Below are 12,686 nucleotides of genomic sequence, written 5' to 3'. Positions count from 1 at the left end.
GGAGAGTTGTAGCAGCGCCGCAGCGGATGGTAGCGTGCCCTGGGCCCCGGAAAGAAGGAGTGGAGACGCAGGATGCGCGGAAAGATCATCGCAGTCTTCGCCGTGATTGTCCTCATGGTCGGAGGGCTCTCGTACGCCCTCACGCGCGCCTCCCTCGGGGAGATCGGGCGTCCGGGCGAGGCGTCGCGCGCGCTCGCGGCCGCCATGGCGCAGCTTCAGGTGGACGGCCTCGTGCTGGAGCGGTGGCTCGCCTCCCACGCGAGCGACCCGAAGCTGCGCGAGCCGTTCAACGCCGGCACCGCCCCGGCCCGCGCCGAGGCGGCCACGAGCGCCGCCAACGCCATCCGGGAGGCGGTCGCCGCCTCGCCCGAGCTGGCCAGGACCCCGCCCTCTCTCGTGGTCCTGGTGGACACGAAGGGCGTGGTGCTCGGGCGGAACGCCTCGGCGCTCATGCGCGGGGACAACCTCGGCGCCGTCTACCCGTCGCTGAAGCGCGCGATCGAGCAGGGCGTGACCGGCTCGGACGTGTGGGTGAGCCGGGCGCGCAACGAGCAGCTGCTCGCGTCCTACGCGCCGATCCGCAATGACGCCGGGCAGATCATCGGCGCCGTCGCGGTGGGCACCGCGCTGAACGACGAGCGGCTGACCAACGCGAGCGAGCGCACGAGCGGGCGGCTGCTCGTGGTCGCGATGCAGTCGGGCGACGGGCTCGACGTGGTCGCGAAGTCGCGCGACGCCCGGCCGCAGCTCGTCGCGGCGCTCACGGCGTCGCCGGCGAAGGACAGCGCCCTCCAGGCGCTGAGCTCCGGGCGGTCGGTCGACATCAGCGGGCTCTCCGGCGAGTACAGCGCGGTCGGGCACGCGCTCGACGGGTACGGCGACGGGCGGCGGGCGGTGCTCCTCAGCATCGCGCAGCTCCAGACGCCGGGGCTCGCCAGCTCGCTGCTCTGGCCGCTGCTCGGCGTCACCGCGCTCGGGCTCGTGCTCGTCGTGATCGCCGCCTACTTCCTGGACGCGTACATCTCGCAGCCGGTCTCCGAGATCGAGGACGGCCTGCTCGCGATCATGAACGGCCGGACCGACCTCCGGTTCGAGATCGAGCACGCCGAGCTCGGCGGGCTCGTGTTCCGGCTGAACTCGCTCCTGAACCAGCTGCTCGGCGTGCAGGAGGACGAGACCGACGCCGAGGGGCGCCCGTCGCGCGCGCCCACGTCGGCGTCGTTCCGTGACGCCCTCGACGTCGACGAGCGGATGGCCGCGCTGTCCCCCGGCGAGATCCCGGCCGACGCCAAGGCGCTCCTCGAGGAGCCGGAGGACGCCTACTACGCGCGCATCTTCGCCGAGTACATCGCCGCGAAGAAGTCGCTCGGCGACCCGGTGGATCACATCACCCGCGACGCGTTCGTCGCCCGCCTCAAGTCGAGCGAGCTCGAGCTCGGGCAGAAGCACGGCAAGCCCATGCGCTACAAGATCGAGGTCCGGGGCAAGGAGATCGTGCTCCTCGCCGTGCCGCTCGCCTGACGCGCGCGGCGCCCGGGCTCGGGCGCCAGGGGAGAGGCGGAGCGCGCAGCGCCGCCGCCGCCGCGCGGCTCAGTGCAGCACGGCGTCCGGGCCTTCGTGCAGCTCGACGCGCCCCGACGAGGGCTCGCGGCGGAGGGCGATCACGTCGGAGAGCTCGCAGCCGAGCGCGATCGCGGGCGACGACGTCGTGACGATCCACTGCACGTTGGGCAGCGCCGCGCGCAGGCGCGCGGCGAGCGATCGCTGGCGGTGCACCGGCTGCTGCGCCTCGATGTCGTCGATCAGCACCACCCCCTCGGCGAGCCGCGGATCGCCGGTCGGGTGCGCGGAGGCGAGCGCGCGGAGCGCCAGCGCGCCGAACGCGATGGTGTGCCGCGCGCTCCGTCCGAGCTCGTCGAAATCGACGCGCTGGCCGTTCGCGCGCTCGAAGATCGGCTCGAGCCGGAGCGGATCGACGCCCGCGTACGTCGCGTCGTGGCCCTCGAGCAGCGCCTCGAGCACCTCCTTGAGCGCGCGCTCGAGCGCGCCGAGCCGCTCTCCTTGTGCGTCCGCTCGCGCGGGAGGCCGCGCCTCCGGCTGGCTCTCCGCGCGGTCGCGGGCGATCGCGGCCGCGACGGGGATGAACGAGAGGACCTGCTTCGTCTCGCGGGCGAGATCGGTGCGCGTCGCGTCGTCGAAGCTCGCGGCCGCGCGCACGTCGTAGCGGAGGATGCTGCGCTCGGGCGTCGTCAGCAGGATCGACGTGCGGGAGAACCAGCGCGCGCCCGAGAGCGCCACGAGGACGAAGCCCCCCTCCGCCGCGCGCCGCTCGAACAGCGCCTGCTCCCTCCGCCGCAGGAGCGCCGCGTCCTCGGGCTCGTCGAGGCGCGCGTTCGGGCTCGCGACGCGCAGCGGGTGCGCGCGCGCCGGGTCGTCCGTGCCGAGCATCCAGTCGGTGACGACGAGCGGGGGCGAGCCGTCGTCTCCGCGCGATCTCAGCTGTGCGACCGCGTACCCGGGCCGCGTCGACGCGATCGCCGACAGGATCGAGGTCTTGCCCACGCCGTCTCCGCCGAAGAGGACCACGAGCCGGCGCGGCGCGCCGGCGGCGTCCTCGAAGGAGAGCGAGAGGTCATCGAACGGGCCGACATGGGCGAGGCGGACGCGGGAGAGCAGCACCGCCCGCGAAGCTATCACCGCCTCGCGCGCGGGGTGGGGTGGGGCGGGGTGGGGTGGCGACGGCAGCGCCTGCCTGCGCCATCCTCCATCCCCCGCGCGCGGCGACCCCGCGCATCCGGTGGCGCGCGGCGGCGCGGCAGCCTAGAGTCGTTGTCCGGGGTCGTCACCGTGCTGCGCAAGCTGCCTCCGCCGGATTTCCGCTACGTGTGGCTCCATCCGGGGCCCGGCTCGACCGGCGCGCTCGCCGCGGCGGGGACCGCGGGGCTCGCGGGGGCCTCCGCGGCGATGTGGAGCGCCGGGAGCCAGGCGCTCTCGCTGGGGCTCATGGCGATGGGGAGCGCGCTCGGCGTGCTCGCGCTGGCCCGCGCCGAGCAGCGCCTCCGGGTCCAGCGCGGCGCGCGCGAGGTGGCGATGGCCGTCGTGCCCTGGGGGATCCTCGTCGACCCGGACACCGAGCCGCGGGTGCTGCGGTGGCCCGCCGTGAAGCGGGTGAGCGTCGACGTCTCGCACACCCTGCGCGGCGGGACGCCGGCCGTCGTGTCGAGCCTCGTGACGGTGCACACCGCGCGCGACGTGCTGGCCGGCCGCGCCGCGGGCGCGGTGGACCTCGATCGGCTCCTCGCCAACCTCGAGGGCTATGCGCAGGAGGCGGCGCGGCCCGTCGCCGGCGACATCGACGGGCTGACGGTGCTCGGCGACGGCGTGACCGAGCCGATCGCCGCGGCGCTGCTGCAGGCGGCGGACGGCGTCTGCGCGACGAGCCGCGGCGCCGCGCAGCTCGTGCTCCCGGGGGGCGGCTACCGCACGGCGGCGGCGCGCGCGGCGGCGCCCGAGACGATCGCGGTGCTGCGCTCGGCGCTGTCGTGGAGCTACGACTGCCCCGCCGATCCGCGGCCGCTGGCGGCGATCCTCGCGGGCGTGCTCGGGGCCACGGAGCTCGTGCCCGAGCTCCTGCGGCTCGCGAGCTCGCCGCACCCGGTGGTCGCCGCGTTCGGCAAGGCCGCGGCGCTCCGCCTCGGTGCGCCGCCGAACCGCGCCGGCTCGCTCGACGAGGTCGAGGCCTTTCTGTTCGAGGAGGACGTCGAGATCGGAAAGCGGTGGATCGCGTCGGGCCCGACACTTTGTTTGCGACCTCGGGCCGAAGCTTGCTAGCTAGAGGGGTCGGCAGCGCGAGCGCTGCGGTTCGAGCGGCCTGCGCGCGGAGGCCGTCGTCCCGCGGGGCCCGGTCCTCGAGGCGCGCTGCCGGTGGGGCGTCCACCGCGCCGGGTCGGCTATGAAACGGGCTCCGTCGCCATCGAAGCCGTCGTCGCGGGAGGCGCGCCGCCGGCTGGCCGCCGCGTGTCTCCTCGGCACCTCGCTCGTCGCGTGCGCCGAGCACCACGCGTCCGGGCCGCCGCCTTCGCAGAGCACCGCGCGCGCCGCGCCCTCCGCCGCGCCGCCTGCCGCGGCCGCCGTCGCGCCGCTCGCGCCGCTCATGGCCGACGGCGCGTGGGTCGAGGCGGTGCGGCTCGAGCGCTGGGCCGAGGCGGCGGAGCGGCTCGACGCGCTGCCGATGGAGCAGCGGGCGCTGCCCGCGATGAAGTACGCGCGGGCGCGCGTCGCGTTCGAGCACGGGGATCACGGCAAGACCGTGGAGCTGCTCCACGGCCTGGAGCAGGAGCTGCCGCTGCTCGCCCGCGAGGTGGCGCGCTACCGCGCGGAGGCGGCGTTCGAGGTGGGGCCGTTCCTCGCGGCGGCGGCGCACTTCGAGGCCTCGAGCGCCGCGCCCGGCCTCGCGCGCGCGGCGATCGCCTACATGAAGGGCGGCGATCTCCAGCAGGCCCGCGCGCTCGCCGATCGGGCCGTGACGGCGGCGCAGCGCGCGCGGAGGTCGCGCGACGAGGCGGCGGCGCGGCTCTCGCGGGCGCGCGTCCAGCTCGGCGTGCGCGACGCCGCCGAGCGGCCTCAGGACAAGGGCGGCGCGAGGGCCGCGGCGGCGGCGGCGCTCGCGCTCGCCGACCTCCGGTGGATCGTGAAGAACGCTCCGTCGTCGCCCGACGGGCGCGAGGCCGCGGCGCTCCTCGCCGCGATGCCGGGGCAGCTCTCGCAGGAGGACCGGCTCCAGAAGGTCGACGCCATGGTCGCCGGGGGCAGCGCGGCCGAGGCGATCGCCGAGCTCGACAAACTCTCGGGCGTGCCGGCGTCGGAGCTCCGCCACCGCAGGGCCACGGCGCTGTACCAGGCGCGCGACTACGCGGGCGCGGCCGAGGCGTTCCTCAAGGTCGCGGCCTCGCCGTCGGCGCGCCAGGCGGAGCAGCTGCACCTCGCGGCGCGCTCGCTCTCGCGGCTCCACCGCGAGGCCGAGGCGATCGAGCGGCACCTCGCGGTCGCGCGCAGGTTCCGGAAGACCCGCTGGGGCGAGCTCTCGAGCCTGCTGTCCGCGCGCCTCCTCATGCAGGTCGGCCGCTACGCGGAGGCGGTCGCGCAGTACGGCCGGTTCATCGCCGCCTACCCGCGGAGCGAGCGTCGCGACGACGCCGTCTACGAGCGCGCGCTCGCGACGCTCTCGACGAGCGGCGCCGCGCGGGCGCGCCAGCCGCTGGAGCAGCTCGCGCGCGGCGCGCGCGCGGTCGACGCGGCGAGGCTGCGCGAGCTCGCGGGGCTCGCGGCGCTGCGCGGCGGCGATCGCGCCGGCGCGGTGCGGCTCTGGACGCAGGTGATGAAGGAGCAGCCGCTCTCGTGGGGCGCGCTGCTCGCGCGCTCGCGCCTCGCGGCCGTGGGCGCGCCCATGCCGCCGCTGCTCGTCCCGGCGTCGCTCCCGGACGCGCTGCCCGTGGAGGTGAAGCTGCCGCCGGCCGCGTCGCTGCTCGCGTCGATGGGGCTCGACCGCGACGCGGAGAGCTACCTCGCCGAGAACGAGCGCGAGGTGACGGCGGCCTATGCGGGGCAGGAGAGCGAGGCGCTCTGCAGGATGTACGGCATGCTCTCGCCCGCGAAGCGGCGCTACCGGGTGGGCACGCAGGCGGTCTCCGCCGCGGCGCTCCAGCGCGCGCCTTCGGGGGCCGATCGCTGGACGTGGGAGTGCGTCTATCCGGAGCCCTACGTCGGCGAGGTGCGCGCGCTCGAGGCGCAGCACGGGCTGCCGAAGGGCCTCGTTCACGCGCTGATGCGCCAGGAGAGCGCGTTCGATCCGGTCGTGGTGAGCCCCGCGAGCGCGGTCGGGCTGATGCAGCTCATGCCGGCGACGGCGCGGAAGGCGGCGGGCGAGCTCTCGCTCGGCTTCGAGCTCGGGCAGCTCAAGAGCGCGCCGATCAACCTGCGCCTCGGTGGCTTCTACATCGGCAAGCTGCTCCGGACGTTCGAGGGCAGCCTGCCGCTCGCGACGGCGGGGTACAACGCCGGTCCGAAGGCCGTGTCGCACTGGCTCGAGGGGAGCATCGACCGGGACACCGACGTGTGGGTGGCGCGGATCCCGTATGACGAGACGCGCGGCTACGTGGGCCGTGTCCTCTCGAACCTGGCGCGGTATCAGTGGCTGGCCGGCGGGGATGCGGCCGTGGGGATGCTCCCGCTCACGCTCCCCGCGGACGCGCGGGCTCCGGCGGACGCGTACTGAGGGCGGCCGCCGCCGCGACGGCGCAAGGGTTCTCCCTACGTTGGAATTGCGCTGTGCGCTTGAACTTGCGGGCGGGTGAGCTCACCGTGATGGGGTGGCAGGAACCGCTGGAAGGGACGGCGTGTTCAAGCGTTGCGGGGTGCTCATCCAGCCCTACGCGGACGCGCGCTTCGTCGGCCGGCTGCTCATGTCGGCGCTCGCCTGGCTGCTTGTCGTCTTCTCGGTCGCCTCGCTCGTCGAGCCCATCGCCGGCCCGCTGGCGACGGTGCTCCTGACGCCGTTCGTGCTGCTCGGCTTGCTGCTCGCGCTGCTCTGCGTCGCGTGCATGCTGTACACGCCGATCGCCTGGCTCTGGGCGGCGGTGGGCTCGTCCGGCGCGTCGGTCGTCCGGGTGAGCAACGCGCTGTGGATCGAGCGTCCTGGCGATCGGAGGTCGTTCTCGCTCCTCTCGCTCACGCGCGCGGGGCTCTCGAGCTCCGGTGGCGAGGTCACCTTGAGGACCGACGACGGCGATGTCATCCGCGTGCGCGTCGACGATCCGGTCGACGCGGAGCGGCTGGTCGGCGCGATCGCCGCCGGGCGGGCGCGGGGCACGTGGAGCGCTCGGCTGTATGACGACGTGTCGCCGCTGCTCCGGCGCCGTCTGTTCGTCGGGGTCGCGTCGTTCGTGTCCCTGATCTGCTGGGCGGTGCTCGATTTCGACCTGGCGCTCTCGCTCGGCGTGATCACGGGCGGCTCGGCGTGGGCGCTCGCGGCGCTGCTCAGGGAGGGCTCTGCGCGCCGCGTGCTCGTGGCGGGCAGCGACGGGCTCTCGCTCCGGGACGAGGCCGGCGAGCGCTTTGTCTCGTTCGGTTGCATCGAGCGGGTCGACGAGACCGCGCTCGGGGTCGAGCTCTTGCTCACGGGGGGTGAGGAGCTCCCGCTCACCCTCGTGTCGCCGCAGCTGCTGCGCGATCCCAGCGAGACGGGGCTCAGCATGGTGCTCGCCGAGCGGCGCCGCGAGCACCTGCTCGCGTTGCTGCGCGAGCGGAGCGGGTGTGGCGCGCGCGAGGTGGGGCGCGCCGGCGCGCTCCTCGAGCGCCGCGGCCTGCCTGCGCCGGCCTGGCGGGCGGCGCTGCGCCGCCTCCTGAGCGAGGCCGGCGCCGATTACCGCACGGCGAAGCTCACGCGGGAGCAGGCGTTCGCGGTGCTCGAGGACGGCGGCGCGCCGGCCGAGCTCCGCATCGGCGCCGCGCTCGCGCTCTCGTCGTCGCGCGACGTCCAGACGGCAGAGCGGCTGCGGATCGCGGCCGAGGGCTGCGCGAACCGCGACGTGCGGCTCGCCATCGAGCAGGCGGCCGAGGGCGACATCGACGACGGGATGCTCGAGCAGGCGCTCTCGTCCTCGGCCGCGCGGCCGGCGATGTCCGCGCTGCGGTGCGTGAAGCCGGCGGCGTGAGGCCCGCGGCGTGAGGCCGGCGGCGTGAGGCTGCCCTGCGGGGCCTGCCGCGGTGTACGGTGGCACGGTGGCGGCGGCGTGCGTGAAGCTGACCCGCGGGGGCGCGGTCCTCGCGAGGTCGTGCGGGGCAGGTCGATTCTTCTCGCCTTCCGGCCTTCCTGTTCCCAGAACTCTCTCCCGAGGACGCGCGGCTCCTCGGGTCTGTGTCCAGCCGAGCTGCCGTGGGCGCCTGCGCGCCTGTGGCCCTCCGAGGTAGCCCCCGATGGAAGGCCCGCTCCAGGATCCTTACGCTTCGGTCGCCGTTCACGCGCCGCGCCCCCCCGCGCAGGCCGGCCGCGCCGCGCGGATCGCGCTGCTCGTCGTCGCGTCGCTCGCGTCGATCGGGTTCGGCGCGCTCGTTGTGGCGCCGCGCCTCCGCGCGCCCGCGCCGGAGAGCGCCGTGGTCGTGCGGCCGTCTCCTGCGATCCTCGTCGCGATCCGCGACCTGTCGCGGCTCGAGACCACGGAGGTGCACGTCGAGAAGGTCGTGGATCTGGCCGACCGCCAGAGCCGCCTGTTCGGTCTTGTGCAGGCCAGCGACGCCCTCCTGCTCGTCGCGGTGGGGCACGTCACGATCGGCGTCGATCTCGCGCGGCTCGGCGAGGACGACATCGCGATGGATCCGGAGACCGGCGTCGCGCGGATGACGCTGCCGGCGCCGGAGGTCTTCTCGACGCGGCTCGACGAGGACGGGACGTACGTCTACACGCGGTCGACGAGCTTGCTCGCGCGGCGCAACGAGCAGCTCGAGTCGCGGGCCCGGAAGGAGGCGACGGAGGCGATCGAGAAGGCCGCGCTCGAGGGGGACGTGATGGTGCGCGCGAGGGCGCAGGCCGAGCGGCAGCTCACGGCGCTCGCGACCCAGCTCGGGGCGAAGCGGGTGGACATCCGCTGGCGCGAGGTGGGCGTCGGGGGCGACTGACGGCTCCCCCGGGAGGCCGGACGTCCTCGGGAGGCAGGGGCGGGGCGACGGTTGGTTACTGGGGGACGACGGTCGGGGCGCACGTCGATACGCCGGCGCCGATGATCTCGGCGGGGAGGTCGTCCCGCAGGCGCTCCGGCGGCGCGCCCGAGCCGGGGTCGTAGCGATAGACACTCGACGTGATCCCGTCGACGGGGTCGGGGTTCGTGAGGAAGAAGTAGAAGGCCCCTCCCCAGGTCGCGAACGCCCAGCTCGCGTCGTCGTGGATGCTCACGCCGGAGAGCGGCGCCTGCGAGAGCGTGGCGCCGGTCCTCTTGTCATACTCGCTGAGGGACGCCGGCTCCCCCGGCGCCCCCTTCACGAAGCCGAAGAGCCGGCCGGCGCCCGTGCCGGTGAGGTCCGCGTCCCCGCCCTTGCCCACGCCGAGCGGACGGACGGCGTGGCTCCGCGCGTCGAACAGGGCGAGCGCCCGGACGGGATCCACCTCGTCGGAGGACACGTCGAGCAGCGCCTCGCGGAGAAAGAGGGTCTCCTCGCCGGGGACGTCGTCGGACGCGAACGCCATCCCGAACCTCTGGCGCGGGCCGCTGCCCGACGTGCTCAGGACCGGCTCGCAGACGCCGGTCTCGATATGGAGGCGCACGAGCCGACCGCTATGGCTCTCGATCCAGGCGACGCCGCTCCGATCGACGGCCATCGACAGCGGCGACACGGGCTCGGGCTGCCAGAACTTGTTGGGATACGCGCACTCGAACTTGCCGATGAACCGGAAGGCCAGCGTGGCCGGGTGGAACGAGTACAGCTCGCTGTATGACGAGACCGTGTAGATGTGGTGCGACGTCAGCTCGGAGCACGCGCCGGGCACGGTGACAGACGGAGGGTTCCACTCGCTCGGCCCGCCGGGGTTCACCCACCCCCCGACCCCGCCCCACCCGTCTACGCCCCCGGCGCCGCCGCCCCCGGCGTCTCCGCCCCCGGCGTCTCCGCTCCCGCCCTCGCCGGGGCGCGCTCCGGCGGAAGGATCGAGCGTGGTGCCGTTCGCGCACGCGGCGAGCGAGAGGGAAAACACGCCCGCAGAGATCAGAGAAAGATACAACCGAAACATATCGATCCCTCGAAGAAGGGTTGAAGTGCTGCGGGTACGTGGGGACGGGCCGAGGTCCCCATTTGAAATTCGACCCCGCGCCCCCTGCTCCTCCGCGGCAGCGGCGCCTCGCGCCCGGGCGCGCCGCGCCGGATCGCGGCCGCCGCGCTCGCGGCCTTCCCGAGGCTCGCGGCCTTCCCGAGGCTCGCGGCCTTCCCGAGGCTCGCGGCCCTCGGGCACCTCGCCGCGCTGGCCTCCCGCGGCCTGCCCGTGGCGCGCGGCGGGCGGCTTGTTGACGCCGACCCGGCGCACGGACCGTGGGCGACGCGCCGTCGGCGCGCCACGCGAGCAGCAGATCGGTCGACGGCGTGCCCACGATCGGGCGCAGCGCGAGGCCCCGGCGCCGGATGTTCTTGATGGATTCCGTGAGGATGGAGACGCCGAAGCCCGCCGCGACCAGGCGCAGGATGTCGAGGTGCAGCGCCTCCTGCACGATACGCGGGCACGTCCACCGGGAGACGGGTGCGACCCATCTTTTGTTGGAGGCACGTCCACCGGGAGATGGGTGCGACCCATCTTTTGTTGGAGGCACGTCCACCGGTAGATGGGTGCGACCCATCTTTTGTTGGAGGCACGTCCACCGGGAGATGGGTGCGACCCATCTTTTGTTGGAGGCACGTCCACCGGGAGATGGGTGCGACCCATCTTTTGTTGGAGGCACGTCCACCGGGGAGATGGGTGCGACCCATCTTTTGTTGGAGGCACGTCCACCGGGAGACGGGTGCCACCCATCTCCCGCGTGGACGAGCCAGCTCACCCGGATGGGTTCACGGCATGCGGACCGCCCCGGGCGGGGGCGCCGGGACGGCTTCGGGCTTCCTGGCTCGGGCTCTTCGACGGGACCTCGCGAGGTCGTCGGCCTTCTAGCGCTGGGCGGCCACCAGCAGGAAGATCGGCCGCTCGCGCTCCTCCGCGAGCTCCGGCCAGGCGGCGATCTGCGCTTCGGTCGGGCCCCATTCCTCCACGTGCGAGATGACGAAGCCTGCGCGGATGAGCGCGTTGAGCGTGGCGCCCAGGGTGCGGTGTTGCTTCACCACGCCCTCGGCCAGCCAGTTCGTCGTGCGCGGGCCTTCCGCCAGATAGCCATCGACTGGCCAGGTCTTGCGCCCGTCCGCCTCGACGCGCCAGCCGGGGCGGCTCGGCGCCGTGTAGATCGGGTGCTCGACCGAGAAGACCAGGCGCCCTCCAGGCGCCAGGGCCCGGTGTACCGCGGCGAGCAGCCCGCCGAGGTGCTCGATGTAGTGCAGGGCGAGGGAGCTGTAGGCGAAATCGAACGCCGCCTCCGGCAGGTCGAGGCGCTCCAGATCCGTCCGCGTATAGAGGATCGCCTCGTCCGAGGTCTCTGACCTGGCCCGCTCCAGCATGCGCTCGGACACGTCCAGGCCGAGCACGGAGCCTGCGCCTTTCTCGCGCGCCCACCGGCAGAACCAGCCGAATCCGCAGCCGAGGTCCGCCACGCGCAGGCCCGTCAGGTCGGGCACGAGGGCCTGAAGGGCCGGCCACTCCGGCGCGCCGTCAAGGCCCTCGACGGACCGGCGAAGCTGGCTGTAGGCCTCGAAGAATCCGGGATCGTCGTAGATGTTCTGGGTCACGGCTCACGCCTCCGTGAGCCATGCAGATAGCCGGCCCGAGCCTCGCCGTCGCCGGTTTTCGGGGGGCGTCAGGCAGGTGGTTCCGGGTCGCGCTTCGGGATGGACCAGCTCAACGTAGCCCTCTCTCCCGTTCCCAGCGCTCCTGCGCCGTGATCGCGTTGTCCGCGGCATGGACACCCGAGACGAAGAGCTCCGCGTCCGCAGGGTCGTCCAGGTTCAGGCCTAACCCGAGCAGCACGGCGCGGTGGCGCGGCGGGACGGTGCGGAGGATCTCGGCCGCGGAGCGGGGATAGCGGGCGGAAGGCACTCCGCGAGCATACCAGACGTTGAGGGCAGGCTGCGCGGTCACGCGACTGGTTCGAGCCTGGCTCAAGCTGACGAGAGCGTGTCCAGGCGAATGGCGTGAGCGCGCCACCGCGCGGCCGGGTAGCCGCGTGGTCGCTGTACGGGCGTGAGCGGTAGGCATCCGGGTGACAGGCGTCGCGCTACATGGTGCCAGAGCAGAATGGTGCCAGAGCAGACAGCACGGCCGCGGCGTCGAGATGGACGCCGGCGAGCTCGGGACCCTCGATGTCCGTCTGGCTGATCGCGGAGCGGCCGCGTCGATATCCACTCGGGCGAGCTCGAGGCCGTCGATTCGGTCGAGTTCGGGGCCCTCGATGGCCACCTGGGTAAGGGCGGAGCGGTCGAGCGCTCAACGGACGATGGTCGGCGATTGAAGCGCGTGCAGTGGCCCCTCTCTCCGCCTCTCCGCGTGGCGGGCCTATCGTTCAGCCACGTGGAAGATTCTCGAGATTGTTCTTGGTTGTATGATCTGGGTCAGTGGTGAGATATGGCTTGTGGTGGCAGTCCGACTTTGGGCAATGCCCCATTTCCTTGATCTTTGCCTTGGGTTCCTTTTCCACTTCCGTGTACCATTCGTGGCCTTTGTCAAGGCTGTCGACCACCTCCTTGTTCGTGTAGAACGCTTCAGACTTCGTCACCACACCGATGATGTGTTGGTGAGTATTGCCGTCCTTGTTCGTGACGCTCTGCCAGTAGGGTACAGCTATACGGTAGGATGCCTTCCGCTTGGTGCTACGTCGCGGTAATCCCAGGCGTTTCAGGCGTGGAAGACCTGCCTGATCGCATAAGGCCCGTTCTGTCGATGAGCTCGTATAGTCGGACTGCACGAGTCAGGAACGGCTCCCAGAACCTTGATTTTGCGGAACGCGTTTGCTTGTCCTTCTATGGAACGTAGTGTCAAGCCAGATCCCTCCCGATCGCCGACCGTCCTC

10 protein-coding genes are annotated in these 12,686 nt (G+C 73.3%); 5 read left to right on the top strand and 5 right to left on the bottom strand.

Translation table 11 applies throughout. From position 1 onward, the window contains the following. Positions 1-72 precede the first annotated feature (72 nt). On the top strand, positions 73-1,521 hold the full coding sequence (locus WMF36_RS32460) for an MXAN_5187 C-terminal domain-containing protein (RefSeq protein ID WP_437574643.1): 1,449 nt from the start codon (positions 73-75) through the stop codon (positions 1,519-1,521). Between the two features lie 69 nt (positions 1,522-1,590). On the opposite strand, the gene WMF36_RS32455 is transcribed toward WMF36_RS32460, so the two are convergent. After that, a complete protein-coding gene (locus WMF36_RS32455) occupies positions 1,591-2,679 on the bottom strand; it encodes a hypothetical protein (protein WP_437574642.1) in 1,089 nt (362 codons plus the stop codon). A 150-nt stretch (positions 2,680-2,829) separates the two neighbouring features. Between WMF36_RS32455 and WMF36_RS32450 the strand changes: the two genes are divergently transcribed. The 4 genes from WMF36_RS32450 to WMF36_RS32435 all read left to right on the top strand — a co-directional run bounded on the left by WMF36_RS32450 (position 2,830) and on the right by WMF36_RS32435 (position 8,673). Beyond that, on the top strand, positions 2,830-3,831 hold the full coding sequence (locus tag WMF36_RS32450; protein ID WP_437574641.1) for a hypothetical protein: 1,002 nt from the start codon (positions 2,830-2,832) through the stop codon (positions 3,829-3,831). A 121-nt stretch (positions 3,832-3,952) separates the two neighbouring features. Continuing rightward, on the top strand, positions 3,953-6,274 hold the full coding sequence (locus tag WMF36_RS32445) for a transglycosylase SLT domain-containing protein (RefSeq protein ID WP_437574640.1): 2,322 nt from the start codon (positions 3,953-3,955) through the stop codon (positions 6,272-6,274). Between the two features lie 121 nt (positions 6,275-6,395). Continuing rightward, positions 6,396-7,712 (top strand): hypothetical protein, encoded by a 1,317-nt coding sequence (locus tag WMF36_RS32440; protein ID WP_437574639.1) that lies wholly within the window; start codon positions 6,396-6,398, stop codon positions 7,710-7,712. Positions 7,713-7,974: 262 nt separating this feature from the next. Continuing rightward, a complete protein-coding gene (locus WMF36_RS32435) occupies positions 7,975-8,673 on the top strand; it encodes a DUF4230 domain-containing protein (RefSeq protein ID WP_437574638.1) in 699 nt (232 codons plus the stop codon). A gap of 55 nt (positions 8,674-8,728) precedes the next feature. Here WMF36_RS32435 and WMF36_RS32430 read toward each other — a convergent pair whose 3' ends face one another. The 4 genes from WMF36_RS32430 to WMF36_RS32415 form a co-directional block, all read right to left on the bottom strand. Beyond that, a complete protein-coding gene (locus tag WMF36_RS32430; protein ID WP_437574637.1) occupies positions 8,729-9,742 on the bottom strand; it encodes a hypothetical protein in 1,014 nt (337 codons plus the stop codon). A gap of 938 nt (positions 9,743-10,680) precedes the next feature. Continuing rightward, on the bottom strand, positions 10,681-11,409 hold the full coding sequence (locus tag WMF36_RS32425; RefSeq protein WP_437574636.1) for a class I SAM-dependent methyltransferase: 729 nt from the start codon (positions 11,407-11,409) through the stop codon (positions 10,681-10,683). 109 nt (positions 11,410-11,518) lie between these two features. Then, a complete protein-coding gene (locus WMF36_RS32420; protein WP_437574635.1) occupies positions 11,519-11,716 on the bottom strand; it encodes a hypothetical protein in 198 nt (65 codons plus the stop codon). Positions 11,717-12,179: 463 nt separating this feature from the next. Continuing rightward, a complete protein-coding gene (locus WMF36_RS32415; protein WP_437574634.1) occupies positions 12,180-12,581 on the bottom strand; it encodes a DUF3892 domain-containing protein in 402 nt (133 codons plus the stop codon). Between the last annotated feature and the right edge of the window lie 105 nt (positions 12,582-12,686).

Origin of the sequence: Sorangium sp. So ce887 (genome assembly GCF_051521455.1) — a bacterium.
Classification (GTDB): Bacteria; Myxococcota_A; Polyangia; order Polyangiales; family Polyangiaceae; genus Sorangium.
The sequence above is the reverse complement of the archived record's forward strand: the minus strand, read 5'-3'. Positions and strand labels throughout refer to the sequence as shown.

Bases quoted from the DNA above. Each gene is read 5' to 3' on its own strand.
- WMF36_RS32445 (WP_437574640.1), top strand. From the start codon at position 3,953: ATGAAACGGGCTCCGTCGCCATCGAAGCCGTCGTCGCGGGAGGCGCGC.
- WMF36_RS32460 (WP_437574643.1), top strand. From the start codon at position 73: ATGCGCGGAAAGATCATCGCAGTCTTCGCCGTGATTGTCCTCATGGTC.
- WMF36_RS32435 (WP_437574638.1), top strand. From the start codon at position 7,975: ATGGAAGGCCCGCTCCAGGATCCTTACGCTTCGGTCGCCGTTCACGCG.